At 71.4% G+C, this 25182-nt stretch carries 25 protein-coding genes; 15 read left to right on the forward strand and 10 right to left on the reverse strand.

The window, feature by feature from the left end:
- Positions 1–230: 230 nt before the first annotated feature.
- On the reverse strand, positions 231–671 hold the full coding sequence (locus ACGFIW_RS12780; protein WP_393313791.1) for a (deoxy)nucleoside triphosphate pyrophosphohydrolase: 441 nt from the start codon (positions 669–671) through the stop codon (positions 231–233).
- Positions 672–854: 183 nt separating this feature from the next.
- Between ACGFIW_RS12780 and ACGFIW_RS12785 the strand changes: the two genes are divergently transcribed.
- The 7 genes from ACGFIW_RS12785 to ACGFIW_RS12815 all read left to right on the forward strand — a co-directional run bounded on the left by ACGFIW_RS12785 (position 855) and on the right by ACGFIW_RS12815 (position 5251).
- A complete protein-coding gene (locus ACGFIW_RS12785) occupies positions 855–1163 on the forward strand; it encodes a 4a-hydroxytetrahydrobiopterin dehydratase (protein WP_357067759.1) in 309 nt (102 codons plus the stop codon).
- Between the two features lie 51 nt (positions 1164–1214).
- Entirely contained in the window at positions 1215–1577 is a 363-nt protein-coding gene (locus ACGFIW_RS12790) for a PH domain-containing protein (protein WP_203147864.1), read from the forward strand.
- Between the two features lie 233 nt (positions 1578–1810).
- A complete protein-coding gene (locus ACGFIW_RS12795; RefSeq protein ID WP_393313794.1) occupies positions 1811–2542 on the forward strand; it encodes a class I SAM-dependent methyltransferase in 732 nt (243 codons plus the stop codon).
- 193 nt (positions 2543–2735) lie between these two features.
- On the forward strand, positions 2736–3110 hold the full coding sequence (locus tag ACGFIW_RS12800; RefSeq protein ID WP_393313796.1) for a VOC family protein: 375 nt from the start codon (positions 2736–2738) through the stop codon (positions 3108–3110).
- 4 nt (positions 3111–3114) lie between these two features.
- The gene (locus tag ACGFIW_RS12805) at positions 3115–3717 is read left to right on the forward strand and encodes an NAD(P)H-dependent oxidoreductase (protein ID WP_393313799.1); all 603 of its coding nucleotides are present in this window, start codon (positions 3115–3117) and stop codon (positions 3715–3717) included.
- A 236-nt stretch (positions 3718–3953) separates the two neighbouring features.
- Positions 3954–4610, forward strand: coding sequence for a phosphotransferase (locus tag ACGFIW_RS12810; RefSeq protein ID WP_393313802.1), 657 nt, complete (start codon positions 3954–3956; stop codon positions 4608–4610).
- A gap of 239 nt (positions 4611–4849) precedes the next feature.
- Entirely contained in the window at positions 4850–5251 is a 402-nt protein-coding gene (locus tag ACGFIW_RS12815) for a hypothetical protein (protein WP_393313804.1), read from the forward strand.
- A 279-nt stretch (positions 5252–5530) separates the two neighbouring features.
- Here the strand turns inward: ACGFIW_RS12815 and ychF are convergent, their stop codons facing one another.
- Positions 5531–6616 carry a redox-regulated ATPase YchF gene (gene ychF / locus ACGFIW_RS12820; RefSeq protein ID WP_393313806.1) on the reverse strand — a complete coding sequence of 362 codons (1086 nt, stop codon included), beginning with the start codon at positions 6614–6616 and terminating at the stop codon, positions 5531–5533.
- A gap of 96 nt (positions 6617–6712) precedes the next feature.
- Here ychF and ACGFIW_RS12825 point away from each other — a divergent pair, with 96 nt between their 5' ends.
- Positions 6713–7282 carry an exonuclease gene (locus ACGFIW_RS12825; protein WP_393313809.1) on the forward strand — a complete coding sequence of 190 codons (570 nt, stop codon included), beginning with the start codon at positions 6713–6715 and terminating at the stop codon, positions 7280–7282.
- A 3-nt stretch (positions 7283–7285) separates the two neighbouring features.
- Here the strand turns inward: ACGFIW_RS12825 and ACGFIW_RS12830 are convergent, their stop codons facing one another.
- Together ACGFIW_RS12830 and ACGFIW_RS12835 are read right to left on the reverse strand one after the other, a co-directional pair.
- On the reverse strand, positions 7286–8020 hold the full coding sequence (locus ACGFIW_RS12830; RefSeq protein ID WP_393313812.1) for a Type 1 glutamine amidotransferase-like domain-containing protein: 735 nt from the start codon (positions 8018–8020) through the stop codon (positions 7286–7288).
- Between the two features lie 127 nt (positions 8021–8147).
- Positions 8148–8666: a hypothetical protein gene (locus ACGFIW_RS12835; RefSeq protein ID WP_393313815.1), complete on the reverse strand. Its 519-nt coding sequence runs from the start codon at positions 8664–8666 to the stop codon at positions 8148–8150.
- A gap of 444 nt (positions 8667–9110) precedes the next feature.
- Here ACGFIW_RS12835 and ACGFIW_RS12840 point away from each other — a divergent pair, with 444 nt between their 5' ends.
- The 5 genes from ACGFIW_RS12840 (at position 9111) to ACGFIW_RS12860 (ending at position 16388) form a co-directional block, all read left to right on the forward strand.
- Entirely contained in the window at positions 9111–10562 is a 1452-nt protein-coding gene (locus tag ACGFIW_RS12840; protein ID WP_393313818.1) for an FAD-binding oxidoreductase, read from the forward strand.
- Positions 10563–10639: 77 nt separating this feature from the next.
- Positions 10640–12115, forward strand: a complete 1476-nt coding sequence (locus tag ACGFIW_RS12845; RefSeq protein WP_393314075.1) for a DNA-3-methyladenine glycosylase 2 family protein — start codon at positions 10640–10642, stop codon at positions 12113–12115.
- The gene (locus tag ACGFIW_RS12850) at positions 12112–12621 is read left to right on the forward strand and encodes a methylated-DNA--[protein]-cysteine S-methyltransferase (protein WP_393313820.1); all 510 of its coding nucleotides are present in this window, start codon (positions 12112–12114) and stop codon (positions 12619–12621) included. Before ACGFIW_RS12845 ends, ACGFIW_RS12850 begins: the two co-directional genes overlap by 4 nt.
- A 36-nt stretch (positions 12622–12657) precedes the next feature.
- Entirely contained in the window at positions 12658–14511 is a 1854-nt protein-coding gene (locus tag ACGFIW_RS12855; protein ID WP_393313823.1) for an ABC transporter ATP-binding protein, read from the forward strand.
- Complete coding sequence (locus ACGFIW_RS12860; RefSeq protein ID WP_393313826.1) at positions 14508–16388, forward strand: ABC transporter ATP-binding protein; 1881 nt, start codon at positions 14508–14510, stop codon at positions 16386–16388. Before ACGFIW_RS12855 ends, ACGFIW_RS12860 begins: the two co-directional genes overlap by 4 nt.
- Here the strand turns inward: ACGFIW_RS12860 and ACGFIW_RS12865 are convergent.
- Entirely contained in the window at positions 16385–17131 is a 747-nt protein-coding gene (locus tag ACGFIW_RS12865) for an SDR family oxidoreductase (protein WP_393313829.1), read from the reverse strand. The two genes, ACGFIW_RS12860 and ACGFIW_RS12865, sit on opposite strands and share 4 nt — an antisense overlap.
- 105 nt (positions 17132–17236) lie before the next feature.
- Here ACGFIW_RS12865 and ACGFIW_RS12870 point away from each other — a divergent pair, with 105 nt between their 5' ends.
- Both ACGFIW_RS12870 and valS read left to right on the forward strand, forming a co-directional pair.
- The gene (locus ACGFIW_RS12870) at positions 17237–18130 is read left to right on the forward strand and encodes a LysR family transcriptional regulator (RefSeq protein WP_393313832.1); all 894 of its coding nucleotides are present in this window, start codon (positions 17237–17239) and stop codon (positions 18128–18130) included.
- 82 nt (positions 18131–18212) lie between these two features.
- A complete protein-coding gene (gene valS / locus ACGFIW_RS12875; RefSeq protein WP_393313835.1) occupies positions 18213–20882 on the forward strand; it encodes a valine--tRNA ligase in 2670 nt (889 codons plus the stop codon).
- Positions 20883–20927: 45 nt separating this feature from the next.
- Here the strand turns inward: valS and ACGFIW_RS12880 are convergent, their stop codons facing one another.
- The 5 genes from ACGFIW_RS12880 to ACGFIW_RS12900 form a co-directional block, all read right to left on the reverse strand.
- Positions 20928–21572 (reverse strand): hypothetical protein, encoded by a 645-nt coding sequence (locus ACGFIW_RS12880; RefSeq protein ID WP_393313837.1) that lies wholly within the window; start codon positions 21570–21572, stop codon positions 20928–20930.
- Between the two features lie 93 nt (positions 21573–21665).
- Entirely contained in the window at positions 21666–22376 is a 711-nt protein-coding gene (locus ACGFIW_RS12885; RefSeq protein ID WP_393313840.1) for an ABC transporter permease subunit, read from the reverse strand.
- Position 22377: 1 nt separating this feature from the next.
- The gene (locus ACGFIW_RS12890) at positions 22378–23289 is read right to left on the reverse strand and encodes an ABC transporter ATP-binding protein (RefSeq protein WP_393313843.1); all 912 of its coding nucleotides are present in this window, start codon (positions 23287–23289) and stop codon (positions 22378–22380) included.
- Positions 23289–24194, reverse strand: coding sequence for an ABC transporter permease (locus ACGFIW_RS12895; protein WP_393313846.1), 906 nt, complete (start codon positions 24192–24194; stop codon positions 23289–23291). The genes ACGFIW_RS12890 and ACGFIW_RS12895 overlap by 1 nt, the downstream gene beginning before the upstream one ends.
- Complete coding sequence (locus ACGFIW_RS12900; RefSeq protein WP_393313848.1) at positions 24187–25101, reverse strand: ABC transporter ATP-binding protein; 915 nt, start codon at positions 25099–25101, stop codon at positions 24187–24189. The genes ACGFIW_RS12895 and ACGFIW_RS12900 overlap by 8 nt, the downstream gene beginning before the upstream one ends.
- Positions 25102–25182 lie beyond the last annotated feature (81 nt).

Consider the following 25182-nt stretch of genomic DNA (forward strand, 5'->3'; position numbering starts at 1 on the left):
CGTTTGGGTGACGAGGTCACCTCCCCGCGCCCCCCACACCACCACAACTCCCCCCCCCCGCACCCGCACAACAAAAAACACCCCCCCCGGGGGGGGGGGCCCGGGCCCCCCCCGGCGCCCCCCACCCGTTTCCCCACCCGCAGACCGTTGACCATGGGGTTGTTGCCGCGACACGCCGAGCGAGCGGGCAATGACTCCATGATCGACGGGAACTGGGGCCGAGGGTGTTTCTAGGGGGTTTTCAGGTGGGGGCGGAGGGCTGCGACTATCGGGGCGTCGGCGGGGAGCCAGGTGACCGAGTCCAGTTCGTCCGCCGCGAGCCAGCGCAGCGCCTCGTGTTCCAGCGCCTGCGGCTGGTCATCGTCGAGCAGTCGGGCAGCGTAAACCTTGAGCACCGAGCGGCCGTGCGCCATCCGGACATTGCGGCCGACCCGGTCGCCGATCTCGACGCGTACGGCCAACTCCTCGGCGCACTCCCGGATCAGCGCGTCGGTCTCGGTCTCCCCCGGCTCGACCTTTCCGCCGGGAAACTCCCACATCCCCGCCACCTCGGGTGGGGCGGCACGCGCACAGGCGAGCACCCGCCCGTCCCGGATGATCGCCGCACCGACGATCACCTTCAGGTCTCGTCGCTCGGTCTGCCCGCCGTCATTCGCCCGTTCGGTCCGCACGGGCGTCCAGGGTGCCAGATCAATCGGCGGTTTGGGTACCGTAGCCGTCCGCTAGGCCAACAGAACACGGAAGTGTGGGCGTGGACACCCCTTCCGAGCGGCGACAAACTAGAGGACACCGACAAGACACGGGATGGCGACGATTTGGCCACGAGCCGACAACGGCGCTTGGGGGGTGCGGTGATGCGAGTGCTGTTCAACAGCAGGGCCAAGCACGACTACCTCTCCGACGCGTTGACCCTGCTATCTGGTTGGACGCGCGAGGGCGAGCAGATCCGCCGGACGCTCGCGATCGACGACAGCCAGCACGCCGCCCTGACCGAACGGGTCAAGGTCGTCGCCGACGCACTGCACCTGCGCCCCGAGATCAGCCGTCTGCCCGACAGCACCCAGATCCGGGTCGGTCACGGCAACGGCGAGCCGCTGACCGAGGGTGAGGTCCTGTTGGCCGCCCGCATCGAGGACGCGTACCGGGCGGTCACCGAGTCCTGACGCCCGTCGCTCTCGCCGGCGGGCTGGCACCGGTTTTCTAGCCTTGGACCCATGGCGAACATCGCGTACGACCGCAAGGAGCAGGTCCAGCAGATCGAGAGCGGCCTCCTCGACGGTGAGCAGATCATCGCCGTCTACGACGCGGTCGGCACCGGCACCGGGTTCATCGGGCTGACCGACCGCCGCGTGATCATCCAGGATCGCTCGTTCGTCGGGAAGCGGTTCGCGATCACCAGCATCCCGTACTCGAAGATCACCAGCGTGAGTGTGGTCAGCAACAAGTCCTGGGGTGGCTCGTTCTTCTCCACCGGTGCGATCGCGATCCACGTGGGGACGCACACCTACGAGGTGGAGTTCCGTGGCGCGCAGAAGAGTCACCACGTGCACAACGTGATCCTGCACCACATCTCCTGACCGCCCGCGCACCGCGGCCCGGCTGGCGTATATGCCTTGCCGGGCCGCTGCCGTCTCTGGTCTGCTCGGTGCACAGCCGCGCGAAGGGAGCAGCCACCATGCCCGACACGACGAAGTCCCTCCGACCGAACGTCATCCGACCTGAGGAATCGAGGCTTCGTGAGCAGTTCTGCTCCGACTCCCCCGGCGCGGGAGCGCGCCACTGACCCCCTGACCAACCCCGGAGGCCGCTGATGTCGGTCTTCGACGATCCCGGCCTCTTCGGCCGACTGTGGGCGGCCGGCTACGACAGCCCCGGCAATCCCGACCCGGTGCCGGCGGTGGACTTCCTGGCCGACCTGGCCGACGGTGGGCCCGTTCTCGAACTGGCGATCGGCACCGGCCGGGTCGCTCTGCCACTGGCCGAGCGCGGTCTCGACGTGCACGGTGTCGAGGCGTCCGAGGAGATGGTGGCGCAGATGCGGGCCAAGCCCGGTGGCGACCGGATCCCCGTGGTCGTCGCCGACATGGCGGACGTACCGGTGACGGGTGAGTTCCGGCTCGCGTACCTGGTCTTCAACACGCTGTTCAACCTGGTGGACGCCGAGCGGCAGGCGGACTGTTTCCGCAACGTCGCCCGGGTGTTGTCGCCGGGCGGGGCGTTCGTCATCGAGACGTTCGTGCCCGACCCGCGCACCTTCGACGCCGACGAGCAGGTGCAGGTCTGGGGCGTCACCGAGGACTCCGCGACGATCCGACTGCATCGGTACGACCGACCGGCGCAGTCCTTCATCCGGCAGACCATCACCTTCGACGCCGGCGGTGTGCACCTGAAGCCGTTCGCCATGCGGTATGCCTGGCCGCACCAGATCGACGAGATGGCGCAGCGGGCAGGGCTCCGGCTCACCGAGCGGTACGCCGACTGGCACCGGCGGCCGTTCACGGCCGACAGCCCGTCGCACATCTCCGTGTACCGCGCGGAGTAACGGCGGTGGGTCGACTCCGGTTCCGGGAATCCGGGGTGTCGAGGTCTCCGTGACCCCCCGACTCCAAGGAACCGGAGTCGATCTCACTCTTGCCGGTCGTGTCGACCTGGTAGTGGCGCTCGCGACCGGCCGGCTCGGTGAAGCACCACCGCATGTCATGGTCGCGTCGTACCCGGGGCGCACAATGGCGTGCATGTCTGAGCCATCGCCGCACCGGCACCACGCCATCGACTACATCGAGTTCACGGTGACGAACCTCGTCGAGGCCAAGCGCTTCTACGCCGACGCGTTCGGCTGGGAGTTCACCGACTACGGCCCCGGGTACGCGGGCATCCGCAGCCCGCACGGCGACTCGGCCCCCGAGGTCGGCGGGCTCCGCCTGGACCAGGACATCCGGGCCGGCGGTCCGCTGGTGCTGCTGTACTCACACGATCTGGACCGGTCCGTGCAGGCCGTGAAGGAGGCCGGCGGCCAGGTGCTGAAGGGGCCGTACGAGTTTCCCGGTGGCCGGCGGTTCCACTTCACCGACCCCAGCGGCAACGAGCTGGGCGCCTGGGCCGAGCGGTAATCGCATGCACACGCTTGTGGTAACCGTGCATCCGGAGCCCGAGTCCCTCACGCACCACACGGTGCGGCAGCTCGCGGCCGCGCTGCGCCCCGGTTCGGTCGAGATCGCCGACCTGACGAAGGAGGGGTTCGATCCGAGGTTCACACTGGCCGACCATCAGGCATACCAGCAGCGCGGCGGGTGCCCGCCCGACGTGCGCCGCGAGCAGCAGCGCATCGACCGAGCCAGCGACCTCGTGCTGGTCTTCCCGGTCTACTGGTGGTCGATGCCGGCACTGCTCAAGGGGTGGATCGACCGGGTCTTCATCAACGGCTGGGCCTTCGACTACACCCCCGCCACCGGCATCCAACCGAGGCTGCAACGTCTCACCACCCACCTGCTCCCCATCGCCGGCGACGACGCCGGCAGCTACGAGAAACACGGGTACGGGCAGGCGCTACGGACACAGATCGAACACGGGATCGTGGACTACTGCGGCAGCCGCCGTGGCGTCACGGCCTTCGTGCACGAGTCCGAGCGGGACGACTCTGCGGCCACCGCGGGAGAGGTCGACCGAGCCGTCGCCCTGATCCGGGAGGCCATCGCCGTACCGCTGCACGCACGCTAGGTCGGCCCCACCCGGCCGGGCAGGCGTCGGCGACCCCACGGGCCTTGCCGGGGCTGAGCAGCGTGCGTCGCGAGAACGGCGTCGCCATCCGGTCGGCGCCGCCGCAGGAGACACCCCGCCGCTGAACGTGCCGGCTCACCAGGTGGCCGCTTCCACCGGGGTGGCCAGCAGATCGAGCTTGCCGGCGAACTCCCTGCCCTTCGAGGGGTTCAGCATCCGTCGGTTACGGTCGGGTCGTGGTGGATCCGGTCCCGCTGGCCTCGGGCCGAGACGCCGACGTCTTCGCCATCGACGATCGGCGCGTCCTTCGGCGCTACCGCAACGGTGGGGACGTGGCCGCCGAGGCGGCAGTCATGGCGTACGTGGGCAGTCTGGGTTTTCCGGTACCCACCGTGTACCAAGCGCGCGGGACCGATCTCGTCATGGAACGACTGGACGGGCCCACCATGCTGTCGGCACTCGTCGCCGGCGAACTCGACGCCCCGGCGGCTGCCGCCTGTCTGGCAGACCTCCATCATCGACTCCACGCGTTGCCGCCCCGGCTCAACCCACACGACGACGCCCGGATCCTGCATCTCGACCTGCACCCGGACAACGTCGTGCTGACGTCACGAGGGCCGGTCCTCATAGACTGGCGCAACGCCAGCGAAGGACCTGCGAACCTCGATGTCGCGCTCTCCGCGGTCATTCTCGCCCAGGTCGCGGCCGATACCGGGCATCCCCTGGCGGCACCGGCCGCCACGCTGTTGGGCGCCTTCCTGGACGGTGTCGGCGACGGCCTGCTGACCGTGCTGGGCCAGGCCCTGGCGGTACGGCGGAACGACCCCGCGCTCACCACCGGTGAACGGGAGCGGCTCGACGCCGCCGCCGGCCTCATCACCGGTCACTGGTGAGGCCGGAACGTGCCGACCGGCATACCTTGCAGGGTGCTCGTGGTCGCCTTCCCGAATACCGCGCTGTCAGGGCCGGCGGGTCACCGCACAAAGGCGAGAACCACGCGGCCCAATTACCTTGACCAACCGACCAAACCCCTGGTCAAGCCACGTATATCTATCCGTTACCACTGGCGGACTTCGCAATGACCGCGACAGCTATACGGTCCAACTCAGAGCCTACGGATATGGAGCAATCTATGCGGAAAGCAACGTCGAGGAGACTCGCAGCGGCGGGTGGCGCACTCACGCTGGCGTTTGCCGGCATCCTTCCGATCGCGACACCGGGAGTTGCGGCGGCCCGGCACGCTCCGGGCGTATCGTCGAACGAGACGATCGGCGTACCGACCGAGGTCGGAACGATGGCCTCTTGTTCGGACTGGACGCCGCACATCAGGCGGGTCATCGTCGGCAGCGCGGCGGTGCACACCAGCTATTCGGGGTCATCCTCGGTGATAGCCCACTGGAAGTCCAAGACGCTTTTCCGTATCGACAAGCGTTGCGTGAACGATGCCGGAAACCTGTGGTGGCACTCCGACTGCTGCACGGGCGTCAAAGGCTGGATCTGGAACGACTACACCGAGTTCGCCCACTACAACTAAACACCCCAGCAGTGCCGACAAGAATGGCGCGGTGAGGTGGTGGGCGACAAGGTGCAGCGTCCTACCGGACTCCAACCTTGTCGCCCCACCGCGTCATCCCCAGAGGCAGTCATTCGCCAGGCTGGCCCGATTCAGACGCCGGCGCAACAGCACGGCAGTTACCAGGTAGCCAAGGCCAGGCAGTGCTGACAGGGCGGCGAGAATCACGGACCAAGCGATCGGCTTCCCGATGGCGAACACCCAGTACTCGACAACCTGACCTGCGAGAACAGGCCGAACTCAGACGTTGAAGCGGAACTCCACCACGTCGCCGTCCTGCATCACGTACTCCTTGCCCTCGATGCGGACCTTGCCCGCCGCCTTGGCCGCCGCCATCGAACCGTGCTCGACCAGGTCGTGGTAGGAGACCACCTCGGCCTTGATGAAGCCGCGCTGGAAGTCGCTGTGGATGACACCCGCGGCCTCCGGCGCGGTCGCGCCGACCGGGACGGTCCAGGCGCGTGCCTCCTTGGGGCCGGCCGTGAGGTACGTCTGGAGGCCGAGCGTGCGGAAGCCGACCCGGACGAGCTGGTTGAGGCCGGGTTCGTTCTGCCCGATCGACTCCAGCAGCTCGCGGGCCTCCTCCTCGGGGAGGTCCACCAGCTCGGACTCGATCTTCGCGTCCATGAAGACGGCCTCGGCGGGGGTGACCAGGGCGCGCAGCTCGTCGAGGAACGTCTCGTTGGCCAGCTCGGCCTCGTCGACGTTGAAGACGTAGAGGAAGGGCTTGGTGGTGAGCAGGTGCAGCTCGCGCAGGTGCTCCAGCTCGATCTTGGCGGCGGCGGCCCCGGAGTAGAGGGTGGTGCCGCCGTCGAGCACCTCGATCGCGGCCTTCGCGGCGGCGACCGCGGCGAGGCGGTCCTTGCGGAGCTTGGCCTCCTTCTCCAACCGGGGCAGCGCCTTGTCCAGGGTTTGCAGGTCGGCGAGGATCAGCTCGGTGTTGATCGTCTCGATGTCGTCGGCCGGGGAGATCTTGCCGTCGACGTGCACCACGTTCGGGTCGGAGAAGGCGCGGACGACCTGGCAGATCGCCGAGGCGTCGCGGATGTTGGCCAGGAAGGCGTTGCCCCGACCCTGCCCCTTCGACGCGCCGCGGACCAGGCCGGCGATGTCGACGAACGACACCGGGGCCGGCAGCACCTTCTGCGAGGAGAAGATCTCGGCCAGCTTGCCCAGCCGCTCGTCCGGAAGCCCGACCACGCCGACGTTGGGCTCGATGGTGGCGAACGGGTAGTTCGCCGCCAGCACGTCGTTCTTGGTCAACGCGTTGAACAGCGTGCTCTTGCCGACGTTGGGCAGGCCGACGATGCCGATGGAAAGACTCACGACCAGCCAGCTTACGCGGCGTGCGGTTTATGTCGCGACGGGACCCGGCAGACGTTGCTACCCTGCCGAACTCGATGTCCCGCCGCTGGAGGTGAAATGACCTCGACGTTGCCCGAGCTGTATGTCGCCGTCGATGTGGAGGCGGACGGGCCGATCCCCGGGCCGTACAGCATGATCTCGCTGGGCATGGCCGTGGCCGGCCACCCGGACCTGACCTTCTACACCGAGCTGCGTCCGATCTCCGAGGAGTTCGTGCCGGCGGCGCTGGCCGTCTCCGGCCTGGACCGGGACCGCCTGCTGCGGGAGGCACCCACCGCGCAGGAGGCAATGACCGCCGCGGCCGCCTGGGTCAACGGGCTGCGCCGGGTCGGCCGCCCGGTCTTCCTGGCCGCCCCGGCCGTCTGGGACGGCATGTTCGTGCACTGGTACTTCGTGCGCTTCGTCGGCCACAGCCCGTTCGGTGCCACCGGTTCGGGTGTCGATCTCCGCAGCTACTGGATGGGGTTGACCGGCAGCGAGTGGGTCCAGACCCGCAAGGGCAAGATCAAGCACAAGCTGGGCCTGCACGACGTGCCGCACACGCACCACGCCGGGGAGGACGCCGCCGAGCTGGCGCAGGTCTTCGACGCGGTGCTCCGACGTCGGACGCCTGCCGAACAGGCGTGACGCTCAGCCGAGCAGGCGCGGGGCGATGACCGCCTCCCGGACGCTGCCGTCGGCGTCGCGGCTGACCTCGTACGCCGACACGCCGTCGCGGTCCGCGATCGCCTCGACCAACTGGGTGCCCCGGTAGACCAGGCCGACCCCGTCGTCGGTGCAGTGGCTGGTCGGCAGCGTCCCGTTGCCGACCAGTTCGTGCATGAGCGGACGCCGCTGCCCCTCGCTGTCGTAGTGGACCCCGTTGCCGTAGGGCAGCCAGGCCAGGCCGTCGGTGAAGCCGCGCAGGCGCGGGCCGAAGCTGTCGGTGGCACCGCCGACATGCCAGCAGATCGAACCGGCGGAGACCCCGGCCAGCACCACGCCGGCCTGCCAGCACTCGTGCAGGATCTCGTCGAGCCCGTGCACCCGCCACACCGCTACCAGGTTGGCCACGCTGCCGCCGCCGACCCAGAGGACGTCCTGGGCGAGCAGGTGGGCGCGGATGTCCTCGACGTTCGGCATCGGGAACAGGGCGAGGTGTGACAGCCGGAACCGGGTGTCGGCGAACGCGCCGTAGAGGGCGGTCAGCGAGGTGGGCTGGTCGCCGACGGCCTGACCGAGGTAGCAGACCCGTGGCTGTGCACCGGCCTCGGCCAGCTCGGCCGCCAGCTCGAAGACCGGGCTGGGACGCAGGCTGTAGGGGCCGCGGTCGCCGGGGAAGAAGCCCATGCTGGTGGCGACGATTGTCGGTGCGCTGGCGGGCATCGGGCGTCCTTCCGTCGGTGGCCGCCGTCCATCCTGCCGCAGCCGCCCGCCGGCACGCCGTCGACCCAACCGGTGATCATGAGGTTGGCGGGTCACCTGTCGATCGCACACCCCGCCAACCCCATGATCACCGCGAGGATTCGGGCCGGCGCTGGTGGGGCACGTGGGACCCGGGCTGGAGGGCGGCCGGGGGTAGCTCGTCGAGTGGGCAGTCGGCCTCGGGCAACTGGGCCGCGGCGGCCCGGGGCAGCGTGAACCGGTCGGCGGCGGCCGGGCCGGCCGACAACGACTCGCGCAGCATCCAGCGCACCTCGTCGGCCGTCCAGCCCAGCCCCTGCCGAGCCGCGATCTCGCGGACCAGCCGTCGGCCGGCCCGGGTGTCGTCGTCGTAGAAGCGCATGCACCAGTGGTGCGTCCACATGCCAAGCGCCCGCAGACCCGCTTCGTCGAGCGAGCCGACCAACCTGCCGCAGGCGGTGTCGGCGAAGGCCCGCTCGAAGCCGGTCGCCCGGTCCCGGTCGATGGCGCCCCGGGCGGCGGGTGCGACGGCCCGCATCCGGCGGTAGAGGGACTGCGCCACCGCGCGGGGCAGCGGCGGGAACGTGCCCGGTGTCGACGCCGCCGCCCAACCCGCCACGCTCGCCATGTCGCGTCACCCCTTCTTGAATTGGTGGCCGGACGTTACCCGTCCCGACCGACACTTCCGGGCGGGAAAAATCCCGGCAGACCGCCGACAGCCACGATGACCTGCGGCGTCTGTATCTGTGACAACGAAACGGAGGTGGTGGGTGGACGAGGACGAGCGGGCGGAAGTGCCCGGCCCGCCCGCGCCCGAGTCGTCCGCGCCGACCGTGGTGCCGCCGGCCGCACCGAGCCCCGGCGGCGCGAAACAGGACCCGTGGACGCGGCCGACCGCGCCCAGAGCAGGGGCCGACCGGAGATTCCTGTCACCTCACCCGCACCGGCGAGCGCAGCGCGGCTCCGTGACCAGCGGGCACCCGCCCACCGGGTTTGCCGAGGCCGGTAAGCCCGCCCATCCTTGGGCCATGACCGATCTCGGACACCCGGCGTGCGGGCCGCGGGGGCGACGATGAGCACCACCATGCCCCGGGTGCCCGCCTCGCTGACCGGACAGATCGTCACACCTGGCGACCGCCGGTACGCGCAGCTGCGCTCCACGTACACCACCACGGCGTCGCCGGCCGCCGTGCTGCTGCCGAAGACCACGGCCCAGGTGGTCGACGCGCTGCGCTATGCGCGGGAGCAACGGTTGCCGATCGCCGTCCGCAGCGGCGGGCACGGCTTCTCCGGGGCCTCCTCCAATAACGGTGGCGTGGTCGTCGACCTGTCCATGCTCAACCGCGTGCAGGTGCTCGACGAGCGGGCCGGGCTGGTCCGGGTGGAGGCCGGTGCCCGCTGGGCGAACGTCGCGAAGGCGTTGGCACCGTACGGCCTGGTGATCAGCTCGGGTGACTACGGGGGCGTCGGGGTCGGCGGTCTGGCCACCGGCGGCGGTGTCGGTTGGTTGGTCCGCGCCCACGGCCTCACCATCGACCGCGTCCGCGCCGTCGAGGTGGTGCTCGCCGACGGGACGCTGGTACGCGCGGACGCCGCGCACGAGCCGGAGCTGTTCTGGCTGGTCCGTGGTGCCGGAGCTGGTGCGGGGATCGTGGTGGCCTTCGAGATCGAGGCCGTCGAGCAACGCAACGTCGCCGTGACGCAGGTGGTCGTCGAGGCGCACCCGGACGGGCGCACCGTCCGGGAGTGGACGGCCTACCTCGCGCAGGCCCCACGGGAGTTGTCCGCGGCGGCGATGGTGTTCGCGGACGGACGCTCGGCCCTCATGTCCATCACCGCCGTGGTGGCCGCCGAGAGTTTGCGCCGGGCCCGGCCCGCGGTGGAGCCGCTGCTCGCCATCGGCAAGGTGCTCGAACACCGCACCGACCTGCTGCCCTACCCGGCCCTGGTGCCGACCGCGCACCTGAACCCCAACGTCGGCCAGCAGCGCGGCACCACCACCAACGGCCTGTTCAGCGGGCTGAACGACGCGGGGGCGCGGGCCGTGATGCGAGCCGTGACCGGGCCGGGGCGAGCGGTGGTCCAGCTCCGCTCGCTGGGCGGGGCGGTCAACGACGTGGCTCCCGACGCGACCGCGTACTCCCATCGCCACCAGGACACCCTGGTCATCGCCTCGGTGTTCCCACCGCAGGGCGGTGCGGCGTTGGACGCCGCCTGGCGGGGCGTCGGAGCGCGGGCCGACGGCGCGTACGTCAACTTCGAGAGCCGACCGGACCCGGCCGCGTTCGCCCGGATCTACCCGGGCGAGACCGGGGCCAGGGTGCGGCGGCTGTGGAAGCGGTACGACCCGGACGGCGTCTTCCGGTCCGCCCTGCTGACCGGCCAGCCACACCGCGCCGCCCCGTCGAGTCGATCGGCCCAGCCGAATCGTGCCGCCCAGCCGAATCGTGCCGCCCAGCCCAGTCGTGCCGGGCAGCCCACCGGGGCCGGCCAACCTCATCGGCGTCGCCGTCGTCCCCGTTGACGGGCCCCTGCTCACCGGCACGGCAAGGTCCGATTCCCGCCAGCCGACAGCGGGTCGAGCGGGGCATGATCGGTGACATGGAGTTGGACTTCGAGCGGTGTTACCGGGCCGTGGACAGTCGTGACCAGCGGTTCGACGGCTGGTTCTACACGGGCGTGACGTCCACCGGGATCTACTGCCGGCCGTCCTGCCCGGCGATCACACCCAAGCGGCAGAATGTCCGGTTCTTTCCGTCCGCCGCGGCGGCGCAGGGGGTCGGGTTGCGCGCCTGCCGCCGCTGCCGGCCGGACGCCGCACCGGGCTCACCCCTGTGGGACGTCCGCGCGGACGTGGTCGGCCGCGCGATGCGGCTGATCGCCGACGGGGTGGTCGACCGGGACGGCGTGCCGGGGTTGGCCTCCCGTCTGGGCTACACCGAACGGCACCTGCACCGGATGCTGAGCGCCGAGATGGGTGCCGGGCCGCTTGCGCTGGCCCGGGCCCAACGGGCGCAGACCGCCCGGATCCTGATCGAGACCACAAACCTCTCGATGGCGGAGATCGCGTTCGCCGCCGGCTTCGGCAGCGTCCGGCAGTTCAACGACACGCTCCGCGAGGTGTACGCCAGTGCGCCGTCCGACCTGCGGACGGCTCGCGCCGGTCAGCAGCCCTCGACCGGTGCGGGGACCATCGCGCTCCGGCTGGCGTACCGTCCGCCACTGCACGCCGGCGCGCTGCTGGACTTCTTCGCGGTGCGGGCCCTGCCCGGCGTGGACGAGGTGCGCGACGGGGCGTACCACAGGGGTTTGCGGTTGCCACACGGCACCGGCGAGGTGGCGCTGGTCCCGGCGGCCGGGCACGTGGCGGCGACGCTGCGGCTGACCGACGTCCGTGACCTGGCACCCGCGGTGGCCCGGTGTCGCCGGCTGCTCGACCTGGACGCGGACCCGGCGGCCATCGACGCCACACTGGCCGCCGACCCGGCGCTCGCCCCCGCCGTCGCCGCGGAACCGGGAATCCGCGTCCCCCGCGCGGTGGACGGCTTCGAGATGGCCGTCCGCGCCATCATCGGCCAACAGGTCTCGGTGACCTCCGCCCAAAAAACCCTGACCCGCCTCCTCCTGGCCGCCCGCGACCAGGTTGATCATGAGGCTTTTGCCGCCGACTCCGACGCTTCGGGACAACAACGCCATGGTCAACGGGGGTTTCTGAGCGCGGAGGAGTTGTTGGCCGTGCCGGATTCGGGGTTCGGGATGCCGGTGGGGCGGCGGGAGACCCTGCGGGGGTTGGCGCGGGCCGTTGTCGACGGGGTGGTGGACCTGGCGGCTTCGGTGGATCGGGAGGAGGCGGCTCGGGGGCTGCTCGCGTTGCCCGGCATCGGCCCGTGGACTGCCAACTACCTGGCCATGCGCGCCTTCGGCGACCCGGACATCCTGCTCAGCACCGACCTCGCGGTCCGGCGCGGCGCCGCCGCCCTCGGCCTGCCCGACAACCCGCCAACCCTCGACCGGTACGCCGAGCGTTGGCGTCCCTGGCGGTCCTACGCAACGATGAGACTCTGGAGAGCGGCATGAGCATCGACAGCACCGTACTGAGCACGCCCGCCGGCCCGTTGAGCATCCTCGCCGGCCCGGACGGCGACGTACGAGCGGCCGGCTTCACCCCGGACCCGGCGGCGCTGCTGCCACTGGTCCACCCGAGCCTGCGGGCGCCGGTGCGCGAACGGGCCGACCTCGGCCCGGTCAGCGCGGCGGTCCGGTCCTACCTGGACGGCGACCTCGGCGCCATCGACACGGTGCCGGTGCGGCAGCGCACCGGCGGGGAGTTCATGGCGCACGCCTGGCAGGTGCTGCGCGAGGTGCCGGCGGGCACCCCGGTCACCTACACCGGGTACGCGGCGCTGGCCGGTCGGCCACCGGCGGTGCGGGCCGCCGCGGCGGCCTGCGCCCGGAACGCGGCGGCGCTGTTCGTGCCCTGTCACCGGGTGCTGCGCACCGATGGCACGCTCGGCGGATACCGCTGGGGGCTGGACGTGAAGAAGTGGCTTCTCGGTCATGAGCGGCGCCTGACGGCAAGCTGACACCGGCGCCGGCCGCCATTGACGCTACCGTCTGGTATGCCTCTGCGGAGCGACGGCGACCCGGCCACCCCGGTCACCGCGCCCCGGCGCCCGTTGCACAACCTCTGGCGGTTGCGTCCCTACCTGCGCCCGTACGCCGCCGAGTTCGCCTGGCTGCTCGTCACGGGCCTGGCGGGCACGGCGGCCGGGATCGCCGTACCACTCGTCGTGCAGCGGGTGGTGGACGGGCCGGTGGCCCGACACGAACCGGCCGGGCTGTTTCGGCTCGGCGGCCTGGCGCTGCTGCTCGGCGTCGCCGAGGCGGTGCTCATCTTCATCCGGCGGTGGGTGCAGTCCTCCTCGGCCGTGGGCATGGAGGCGGCGCTGCGCGCCGACGTCTACGCCCACCTGCAACGGCTACCGACGAGCTTCCACGACCGTTGGCAGTCCGGCCAGTTGCTCTCCCGGATCACCAGCGACCTGTCGGTGATCCGCCGGTTCCTCTCCTTCGGCGTGTTCTTCCTGCTGCTCAACCTGACCACCTACGTGGTCGTCGTCGTACTGCTGTTCAACCTGCACCCGCTGCTCGGGGCGCTGGTCGCGGCCAGCTCGGTGCCGCTGCTGCTGATCAGCCGCCGGTTCGGACAGCACTACCACGCCGCGTCCCGGCGGATGCAGGACCAGCAGGGCGACGTGGCGACCCTGGTCGAGGAAACCGCGCAGGGTCTGCGCACCATGAAGGCGTACGGCCGGGGGCCGGAACTGGCGGCCCGCTTCGCCGTGGGGGCACAGCGGCTGCACGACACGGGCGTGGGCAAGGCGCGGCTGCTGGCCAACACCTCGGCGTTGCTCGACCTGGTGCCCAACGTGACCCTGGGCGTGGTGCTGGTGGCGGGGGCTGCCGCCGCCGCGAAGGGTGCGTTGACCATCGGTGAGCTTGTCGCGTTCGTCAGCCTGCAACTGATGCTCATCTGGCCGGTGCAGTCGCTGGGCTGGATCATCGCCAACGGTCAGGAGGCCGCCACCGCCGCCGACCGGCTCCAGGAGGTGCTCGACACCCCACCGGAGATCGTGGATTCTCCCGGCGCGCTCGCCCTGACCCGCGACGCCGTGCACGGCCGGCTCCGCATCGACGGGGTCTCGTTCCGCTACCCGGGTGGCACCGCGCCGGTGCTGTGCGAGATCGACCTGGTCATCGAGCCGGGCGAGACACTCGCCCTGGTCGGTGCCACCGGCTCCGGCAAGAGCACGCTGCTCTCGCTGGTGCCCCGGTTGCAGGAGGTGACCGCCGGCCGGATCACCCTGGACGGGCACGACCTGCGCGAACTACGGCTGGCCTCGCTGCGCCGGCTGGTCGGGGTGGCGTTCGAGGAGCCCACGCTCTTCTCCATGTCGGTGCGGGAGAACCTCACCCTGGGGCGCCCGGACGCCGACGACGACGACGTCCGGGCGGCCCTCGCGCTGGCCCAGGCCGACTTCGCGTACGAGCTGCCGTGGGGGTTGGCCACCCGGGTCGGTGAGCAGGGGATCTCCCTCTCCGGTGGGCAACGGCAGCGACTCGCGTTGGCGCGGGCCGTGCTCGGCCGACCGGCGGTGCTGGTGCTCGACGACCCCCTGTCCGCACTCGACGTGCACACCGAGGCGCTTGTCGAGGGGGCGCTGCGACAGGTGCTGCGCGACAGCACCGCGCTGCTGGTGGTGCACCGGCCGTCGACGATCGCCCTGGCCGACCGGGTCGCCCTGCTCGAAGATGGGCGGATCACCGCAGTGGGGCGGCACTCCGAGTTGCTGGCCACCGTTCCGGCGTACCGGGCGCTGCTGGCCGCCGATCCACCCACCGGGCACCCACCGGCGGCCGAAGCCGGCCCGCGCCCGCCCACCCCCGACGGATGGGGGCTGGTGCGCTCGTGACCGTGCCGCAGCAGGCCGACCCACCGCCGCAGGAGGAACCGGAGCTGGCCCGCTGGCGCGGGACCGCCGCGGATCCGGAGGCCGACCGGAGCCGCGCCGAGGACACCACACCCGAGGCGGTGGCCCGGCTGCGCCGGCTCAGCCGGGCCCTGCTCGCCGACCAACTCCGACCACACCGGCGGCGACTCGCCGCCGCGATCGGCCTGCTGCTGACCCGCAACGCCGCCGCGATGGCCGGCCCGTACCTGGTGATGATCGGCATCGACCGGGCCATCGCGCCGCTGCGCGCCGGCGACCCCCGCCCGCTGGTCGCGGTCGCCGGGGCGTTCGTGGTCGCCGCACTTACCGAGTACGCGGCCCGGCGCGGGTTCCTCACCCTCTCCGCCCGGATCGGCCAGGCCGTCCTGCTGGACCTGCGGCAGCGCGTGTTCGGGCACTTCCTGCGGTTGTCCGTGGGCTTCCACGAGCGGTACACCTCCGGCCGGATGGTCTCCCGGCTCACCAGTGACATCGACTCGATCGCCGAGCTTGTCGACGGGGGGATCGACAACCTGGTGATGGCCGGGTTGTCGATGTTGTCGGTGGCCGCCATCCTGCTCTGGCTGGACCTGCCGCTGGCCGCCGTGACGCTGCTCGCCTTCCCGTTCCTGTTCTGGTTGTCCCGCTGGTTCGCCCGGTCGTCGGCGAGCGCGTACCGGCGGACCCGGGACGCGATCGCGCTCGTCATCGTGCATTTCGTCGAGTCGATGCGGGGCATCCGGGCGGTGCAGGCGTTCCGCCGGGAGCCGCGCAACCAACGGATCTTCGTGGCGCTCGGCGACGACTACCGACGAACAAGCCTGCACACGTTCCGCCTGATCGCCACGTACTCGCCGGCGATCAAGCTGATCGGCAACGTCACGGTGGCGGTGGTGCTCTGCTACGGCGGCTGGCGGGTGCTCGACGGGCAGACCGAGGTGGGTGTGCTCGCCGCGTTCCTGCTCTACCTGCGTCGTTTCTTCGAGCCGATGCAGGAGCTGAGCCAGTTCTACAACTCGCTCCAGTCGGCCACCGCGGCACTGGAGAAGCTGGCCGGGGTGCTCGACGAACGGCCGGCCGTCGCCGAACCGGCCCGGCCCACACCGCTGCCGACCGGGCCCGGTCGCGGCGAGGTGACCTTCCGGGAGGTCTCCTTCGGCTACCGGGCCGGCACCCCGATCCTCGACGGGCTGGAGCTGACCGTGTCGGCCGGGCAGACGGTGGCGCTGATCGGGCCGACCGGCGCGGGCAAGTCGACGATCGCCAAACTGGTCGCCCGTTTCCACGACCCGGACACCGGAACGGTCCGGCTGGACGGCGTCGACCTGCGCGACGTGAGCGACGCCGACCTGCGCCAGGCCGTGGTGTTGGTGACCCAGGAGAACCACCTGTTCAGTGGGACCGTCGCGGAGAACATCAGGTTCGGCCGCCCCGGCGCGGACGACGAGACGGTCCAGGCCGCCGCGCGGGCGATCGGCGCGCACGACTTCATCGCCGCCCTGCCCGAGGGGTACGCGACCCAGGTGCACCGGCGCGGCGGCCGACTCTCCGCCGGGCAGCGCCAACTTGTCGCGTTCGCCCGGGCGTTCCTGGCCGACCCGACCGTGCTGATCCTGGACGAGGCGACGTCGTCGCTGGACGTGCCGACCGAACGGCTGGTGCAGCGCGCACTCGGCACCATCCTGCGCGACCGCACCGCCCTGGTGATCGCGCACCGGCTCTCCACCGTGGAAACGGCCGACCGGGTGCTCGTCCTCGACGACGGGAGGGTGGTCGAGGACGGCCCACCCGCCGTGCTGGCCGAGGCCGGCGGCCGGTACGCGGCCCTGCACCGGCAGTGGCGCGACTCGCTGGTCTAGGCGAGCACCGTCCCGCCGTCGACGGTGAGCACCGTCCCGGTGGTGTACGGATTGACCATCGTGAACAGGTACGCGGAGGCGACGTCGTCGACCTCCCCGACCCGGCCCAGCGGCACGGAGGCCGCGCTCAGCCGGTACAACTCCTCCCGGTCCGCCTCGGGCATCGACGCCCAGAGTGGGCTGCGGATGACGCCCGGGGCGACCGCGTTCACCCGGATGCCGCGCGGCGCGAGGTCGACGGCGAGGGCGCGGGTCAGTGCCTCCGTCGCGCCGCAGATGCTGGCCGCCACCGCCCAACCCGGGCCGGGCCGGGCCGAGGCGGTCCCGCTGGTGAGCGTGACGGAGCCGCCGTCGCGCAGGTGCGGGGCGGCGGCCCGGACCGCGCCGAGCGCCCCGAAGTAGCGCAGCTCGAAGAACTGCCGCGCCCGGTCCAGCTCCAGTTCGTCCAGGGACATCAGGGCCAGCGGCTCGCCGGCGGTGTAGGCGAGGTGGTCGACCGGGCCGACGTCCGCCGCCAGTCGGGTGAACAGCCGGCCCACAGCGTCGGCATCGGTCAGGTCGACGGCGTGGCCGTGCGCGCCCTCCGGTAGTTCGGCGAGCGACCGCTCGATGCTGGCCGGGTTGCTGGAGGCGACGGTGACGACCGCGCCGGCCTCTGCGGCGGCCCGGGCCGTCGCGAGGCCGATGCCGGAGGTGCCGCCGAGGACGACGACGTGCCGGGAACGCAGGGAAGTGGTGTCCATGGCGTGGTGCCTTTCTTTCGGATGGGGCCTGCGCCAACACTGCGTCGGTTCCATTACACCGTCCAAGACCCTTGTGGTCAGCTGTGATACCCGTAGGGTATTGACGTGGACGCCGACCTCGACCTGCGGAAACTGCGCTACTTCCTGGCCGTCGCCGAGCACCTGCATTTCGGTCGGGCCGCCACCGAACTGCGCATCGCCCAGCCGGTGCTGTCCCGCCAGATCCGGGCGCTGGAACGCGAACTGGGCACCCAACTGCTGCACCGGAACCAACGCCACACCGCGCTGACCGCCGCCGGCGAGCAGTTGCGGGCGGACGGGACGGTACTGCTGGCGCGCGCCAACGCGCTGCGTCGCAGGGTGCTCGACACCGCCCGCGGCGGCGCCCGCACCTTCCGGCTCGGATTCATGCCCGGCCTCACCGTCACCGCCGAGGTTCGCGCGCTGCGCGAGGCCAATCCGGGACTGGAGGTCGAGGTGGTGCGTACCGGATGGGACGACCAGACCGAGATGATCCGGGACGGACGGGTCGACGCCAGCTACGTCCGGCTGCCGCTGGACCCCCGGGACCTCGCCCTGGAGCCGCTCTTCGACGAGCCACGGGTAGTCGTCGTACCGGCCGACCATCGGCTGGCCGGCAAGCAGCGGGTCAGCATCCACGACCTGGCCGACGAGCACCTGCTCCAGGACCCGGAGGCGGTGCCGGAATGGCGGGACGTCGCCGCCGAGATGCGGGCCGGCGAACGGCTGCCGGAACGGTCCGTACGGACCGTCGAGGAGAAGTTGGAGTACGTCGCGGCCGGGCGCGGCGTGGTGGTCCTACCCCTCTCGACGGCGCTCTTCTACAGCCGCCCCGACGTGCGGCACAGCGTGATCGCCGACATCGGCCCCAACCGGGTCTGCGTGGCCTGGGCGGCCGACAGCCACAGCGACCTGGTCCGCCAGTTGACGGCGATAGCCCACCGGCTGCACCCGGAACCTCCGACCGACGACAGGTAGCCGACCTGCCCGGCGCCACCGGCCCTCGTGTCCCGGTCGTAACTACGTGGTCCGGCACCCTCGCGGTGCCTACGATCGCAGGATGACCGATACGGCGAGGACGGCCCGCGCCGGCGTCCCCGAGCGTCCGAGTTTGGACGGGCTCGAGGAGAGCTGGGCACGCCACTGGCAGGAGGAGGGCACGTACGCGTTCGACCGCTCGAAGACGACTGTTCCCGGTCGCGGCGCGGCGTCAGACGCCCCGAGCGGGAATGGTCGCAGGGCCGACGTGTACGCCATCGACACCCCGCCGCCGACCGTATCGGGCGAGTTGCACATGGGGCACGTCTACTCGTACACGCACACCGACATCGTCGCGCGATACCAGCGGATGCGCGGCAAGGTGGTCTTCTACCCGATGGGCTGGGACGACAACGGCCTGCCCACCGAGCGTCGGGTGCAGAACGTGTACGGGGTGCGCTGCGATCCGGCGCTGGCGTACGACCCGGTGTGGCGGCCACCGACCGCCCCGGTCGACGATGCCGCGCGCCGCGACCCCACCCCGATCTCCCGGCGCAACTTCATCGAGCTGTGCGAACGGCTGACCGTGACCGACGAGCAGGCATTCGAGGCGCTGTGGCGGCGGCTCGGGCTCTCGGTGGACTGGTCGTTGACGTACACGACGATCGGCCGGATCGCCCGCACCACGAGTCAGCGGGCGTTCGTGCGCAACCTGCTGCGCGGCGAGGCGTACCAGTCGGAGGCGCCGACACTCTGGGACGTCGGCTTCGCCACCGCCGTCGCCCAGGCGGAGTTGGAGGACCGGGAGCGCCCCGGCGCCTACCACCGGCTGCGGTTCGCCGGGCCGGGCGGGCGCGAGGTGCTCATCGACACCACCCGGCCCGAGCTGCTGCCGGCCTGCGTCGCGCTGGTCTGTCACCCTGACGACGAGCGGTACGCCGACCTGGTGGGTGCGACGGTGCGCAGCCCGCTGTTCGACGTCGAGGTGCCGGTGCACGCCCATCCGCTCGCCGACCCGGGCAAGGGCACCGGCGTCGTGATGGTCTGCACGTTCGGCGACCTGAGCGACGTGACCTGGTGGCGGGATCTCGACCTCGACACCCGGGTGGTCATCGGCCGCGACGGTCGGCTGCTCGTGGAGCCGCCGGCCGGGGTGCCGGCACAGCCGTACGCGGCGCTGGCCGGGCAGACCGTCAACGGTGCCCGCCGGGAGATCGTCGGGATGCTGGCCGACGCCGGTGGCCTCGTCGGCGAGCCGCGCCCGATCACCCACCCGGTCAAGTTCTACGAGCGTGGCGACCGCCCACTGGAGATCGTCTCGACTCGACAGTGGTATCTGCGCAACGGCGGCCGGGACGCCGACCTGCGGGCCACGCTGCTGGCCCGGGGCGGGGAGCTGCACTGGGTGCCGGCACACATGAAGCACCGCTACGACAACTGGGTGGGCGGCCTGACCGGAGACTGGCTGGTCAGTCGGCAGCGCTTCTTCGGGGTGCCGGTGCCGGTGTGGTACCGGCTCGACAACACTGGCGAGCCGGACTGGTCCCACCCTCTCACGCCGGACGAGTCCGCGCTGCCGGTCGACCCATCCAGTGATCCGGCGCCCGGCTACGACGAGTCGCAGCGCGGCCGGCCGGGTGGCTTCATCGGTGACCCGGACGTGCTGGACACCTGGGCCACCTCGTCGCTGACCCCGCAGATCGTCGGTGGTTGGGAGACCGACCCGGAGCTGTTCGCACAGATCTTCCCGATGGACCTCCGCCCACAGGGGCAGGAGATCATCCGGACCTGGCTCTTCGACACCGTGGTCCGTTCGCACTTCGAGCACGGGGTGCTGCCCTGGCAGGACACCGTGCTCTCGGGCTGGATCCTCGACCCGGACCACAAGAAGATGGCCAAGTCCAAGGGCAACGTGGTCACCCCGCTGGCGCTGTTGGAGCAGCACGGTTCGGACGCGGTGCGCTACTGGGCGGCCAGCGGCAAGCCCGGCATGGACCTGGCCTTCGACCCGGCGCAGATCAAGATCGGCCGCCGGCTGGCCACCAAACTGCTCAACGCGTCCAAGTTCGCTCTCGGGCTGGGCGCGGCGGACGCGCTGCCCGCCCCGTACGACAACTCCAGCTCGGCGCGTCTGACGCCGCGCCGCGACCTGGAACTGCCGGCCACCACCCCACTGGACCGGGCCATGCTCGCCGAGCTGACCACCGTGGTCACCGCCGCGAGCACCGCCCTCGCCGCGTACGACCACACGGCGGCGTTGCAGGCGACCGAGGCGTTCTTCTGGCGGTTCTGCGACGACTACATCGAGCTGGTCAAGGAGCGGGCGTACGGCACCGGAGCGGGTGCCGACTCGGCGCGGGCGGCGCTGGCCTCGGCGCTGTCGGTGCAGCTCCGGCTGTTCGCCCCGTTCCTGCCGTACGTGACCGAGGAGGTCTGGTCCTGGTGGCGGTACGGCTCGGTGCACCGCGCGCCGTGGCCCACCACCCACGAGGTGGCCCGGTCGATCGAGGGTGCGGGTGAGCCGGCGCTGCTGCGGCTCGCCGGCGACGCGTTGAGCCAGGTGCGGCGGGCCAAGTCGGAGCGGAAGCTGTCGATGAAAGCGGAGGTGCCGTTGGCCGAGGCGCTCGGGCCGGCGGCGCTTCTGGAACAGCTCACCCTCGTCGCCGACGACCTGCGGGCGGCGGGCCGGATCGGCAAACTCGACCTGCTCCCCGACCGCACCCCGGAGCTCGTCATCGCCTGCGCGTTCTGACCGCCGTCCGCCGCCGCCACCCCCCGGGGCGGCGGCGGACGGGAGTCACCAGCCGCGCAGGAAGCGCAGCCCGAGCAGGATCGCGATCACGGAGGGCCCCACCAGCAGGGTGATCGCCTGGAGCCGGTACGGCATCCGGTGCCGGGTCAGCTCACCCGCGTTGCCCAGCACGATGGCCCCGGCCAGCATCAGGAACGCACCCCACCAACCGGTCTCCAGGTCGATCACGTCCAGGCGGATCAGTTGCAGGGTCACACCGAGCAGCGCACCGGTCAGCGCGAGCAGTGCCACCGCCCGGTGCAGGCCGCGGGCCAGCGGGTGGGCCGCCCGCCAACCGTAGGTGCCGGCGACCGCCAGGCAGGGCAGCACCACCATCAGCGGCCAGCCCCGCCCCATCACGCCGAACATCAGCAGCGCACCCACGGTGAACACCAGGGTGCCGACGCAGGCGAGCAGGTAACCGCCGAAGGCCCGGCCACCACCCCGGGCCAGCAGCGGCCCGCCGCTGGCCGCCAGCAACGCGCCCGGAATCAGGATGAACACCGCCCACCAGTGGAACTGGCCGGTGCCCTGGGCGGCCGTGGCGACCGTGGCGCAGGCCAGCCCGGCGACCGCCAGACTGGTCAGCCACGGCCGGCTACTCCGGGAGTACGGCTCAGCCAACGACGTTCGTTCCGCTTCGACGCTCACGCCCACCAGACTGGCCCGAGGCGGGGCAACGGGTCCATCCGGCCAGCCCTACCGCCGGAGGGTGGCTGGCCGGAACACCGCCGTGCACGGGTCTCAGCTCGTCTCGCCGGCCACGCTGAACGACCGCAGCCGGTCGATGGCCAGCACGGTGAAGCCGACGCTGACCAGCGCGGTCATCACCGAGGCCACCGGCACGGAGACGGTGGTCTCCAACAGCCCGGTGGGGGCGAGCCGGTCGGCGAGGGCGATCACGTACTGCTGGATGGAGAGCACCTTGGTGCCGCTGACGAAGTTGCCCAGCAGCCCCTCCCAGATCAACACGTAGACCAGGCCGAGCAGCACCGGCCGCCTGGTGACCAGGCTGAGCGCGAGGAACAACGCCGAGTACGCCAGCGCGCCGAGTGCCGCCGCGAACGCCAGTGCCAGACCGAGGCGTACCGAATCGGCGAGCACGCCCGCGACGTAGAGCGGCAGCGCGACGGTCACCGCGCTGACCCCGGCGGCCACCGCGAGCTTCGGCAGCACGATCTGCCAGCGCGGCAGCGGCTTGGTCAGGATGTGCACGACGGTGCCGTCGTCGATCTCGGCGCCCAACACACCCGTGCCGATGATCAACGCGACCACCGGCAGCACCACGGCCAGCCCGAGGCCGACGAGCACCGGCGGCCCCCACTCGCCCGGGTCGACGCCCAGGGACCGGCAGAGCACGGCCAGCCCGAGCAGCACCAACGGCAGCGGGAGCAGCAGCAGGAACCGACGCCGGCCGAACAACCCGCGTGCGGTGATCCAGGTAACTGTCGACATGTCAGGCCTCCACCAGGTAGGAGAAGACGCTCTCCAGAGACTCGTCGGACGGCACCAGCTGGCGCACCCGGATGCCTTGCTTGAGCGCGATCCGGGGCAGTGCCCGGGTGAAGGCGCCGTAGTCACCGGCCCGCACGGTCAGGCCCGTGGGGTCCAGCTCGACGCCACTGACCGACGGCTCGGCGATCAACGCGACGGCCAGTGCCCGGTCGTTCGTCGACCGCACCGCGAACACGTGCGGTCGGTTGGTCATCAGCCGGCGGATGGTCCGGAAGTCGCCGGAGGCCGCCAACCGCCCGGCCACCATCACCTGCACCGTCCCGGAGACCTGCTCGACCTCCTCCAGGATGTGCGAGCTGAACAGGATCGTCCGGCCCGCGTCGCCAAGCGTGTGCAACAGCTGCATCATGTGCAGCCGCTGGCGCGGGTCCATCCCGTTGAACGGCTCGTCGAGCAGCAGCACCTGCGGGTCGTGCACCATCGCGGCGGCCACCCGGGCCCGCTGCCGCATGCCCTTGGAGTACGTGCCGATCCGGCGGTCCTGCGCCGACTCCAGCTCCACCAGGTCGATGGCCCGCCGGGCGGCCGCCGCCGGGTCGGGCAGCCGGTGCAGCTTCGCGCTGGCCAACACGAACTCGTACGCGGTGAGGAAGCCCTGCACCGCCTCCCGTTCACTGACCAGCCCCAGCCGCCGGTAGACGTCGGGGTTTCGCCAGGTCGGCTGGTCATCGAGGGTGACGGTGCCGCGCGACGGGGACAGGAAACCGGCCATCATGTGCAGCAGGGTGGTCTTGCCGGCGCCGTTCGGGCCGAGCAGGCCCGTCACGCCCGGCCCCAGGGCCATGCTGATGTCGTTGACCGCGACCACGTTGCCGTACCACCGGGACACCCCGGTCAGGCTCAGCGTGCTCATCAGGAGGCGACCTTCCGGTAGCGGACCAGCAGGAGGGTGGTGGCACCGGCGACCAGCAGCACCGCGGCCAGGGCGTAGACCGGGCCGAACCCGCCGATCATCATCTCGCCCGGATCGCCCTCGACCAGCAGGTCACCCAACGACCAGATGCCCACTCCCTGCACCAGCGTGGAGGGCGAGGCGAGCCCGGCCAGTTCGTTGGCGGCGCGTGACGGCAGGATGCTCAGCACCCCGACGATCGGAGTGGTCATCAGGAAGACCGCCACCACCCCACCGGCGGCGAAGGCGCGCTTGCCGGTCAGGGAGGCGACCAGCAGCCCGACCGAGGCGAAGACCACCGCCCACAGCCCGGCGTAGAGCAGCCCGGGCAGCAGGTCGAGCAGCTCGTTCCACACGCCGCGCATGCCCTGCTTGGTGGTGAAGGCGGCACCCAGGAACATCAGCACCTGCGGCCCACCGAGCAGCAGCCAGAGCGCCGTGACAAGCGCCAGCAGCTTGGCCAGTGCGTAGTCGGCGCGCGGCAGCGGCCGGGAGAAGTACAACGGCAGCACACCGCTGCGCAGATCGCGGGAGACCAACTCCGGAGCGACGACCGCGACGAAGAAGATGACGAGCCAGCTCATCGCGTCGGCGAACTGGGCGTACGTGGCGACCGGCTCGCCGATCTGGCTGCGTACCGCGGCCAGGGCCACCGCGACCAGGGACACGATGCCCACCACCAGCCACGGGAAGATCTTGGCCTTGGCGCTGCGTCCGAAGCCGAACGCGGTGCGCAGCCCGTGCCCGTAGAGGGCGCCGAAGACCTGGCGGCGGCCCAGCCTCGGGCCCTGGTAGCGCTGGTAGCCGATGTCGTGGATGACGCCTGTCGGCGTCTGGCGCACGGCGGCTGCGGTCGGCTCAGGCATGGGAGAGCTCCCTCGTGGCGAAGAGTTCGGCCACCCGGTGCCGGCGCTGGTCCAGTCGGTGCAGTGGCAGGTCCAGTTCGGCGACCGCGCCGAGGATCAGGTCGTAGGTGCCGTCGTCGGCGAGCGGCACGAGGAGCAGTCGCCCGTCCCGTGCCACCGGCAGTTTCAGCTCGGCGAGCCGGGCGGCGAGCTCGTCGGTGCCCTCACTGACCTCCACGGCGAGCACGTCGGTGGCCGACGTCATCGCGGAGATGTGGTCGGCGCGCAGCAGTTTGCCGCCGTCGATGGCGATAAGCGTGTCGCAGATCCGCTCCACCTCGCCGAGCAGGTGCGAGCAGACCAGCACGGAGATGCCGAACTCGGTGCCGATCCGGTGCACCAGCGCCAGCATGGCGTCCCGGCCGGCCGGGTCCAGGCCGTTGGTCGGCTCGTCGAGCAGCAGCAGGTCGGGGTCGTGCACCAGCGCCTGGGCCAGCTTGACGCGCTGCTTCATGCCTGTGGAGTAGCCGCCCACCGGGCGGTAACGCTCCTCGTAGAGCCCGACGTGCCGCAGGGCCTCCGAGGCTCGCTCGCGGGCGGCGGTGCGGGGCAGGCCGCTCATCCGGCCGAGGTGGGTGACCAGCTCGGCGGCGGACAGGTCGGGTGGGAGGCAGTCGTGCTCGGGCATGTAGCCGACGCGGGCACGGACCGCCGCCGGGTCGGCGGACGGGTCGATGCCGAGCACCGAGACCTGACCGCTGGTCGGGGGGATCAAGCCGAGCAGGATCTTGATCAACGTGGATTTGCCGGCGCCGTTCGCGCCCACCAGGCCGATGATCCCGGGCTCGACGGCGACGGTGAGGTCGGCGAGCGCGGTGACCCGACCTCCGTACGTCTTGGTGAGCGACTGGGTCGCGATCAGTGTCACGCTGCCAGCGTAGGGAGTCGACACCCGTCGCGGACAGCGGCTCGCCCCCCGCGCTCCCCTGATCCTTGGCGCGACGGACCC

The organism is Micromonospora sp. NPDC048935, from assembly GCF_043197875.1.
Classification (GTDB): domain Bacteria; phylum Actinomycetota; class Actinomycetes; order Mycobacteriales; family Micromonosporaceae; genus Micromonospora.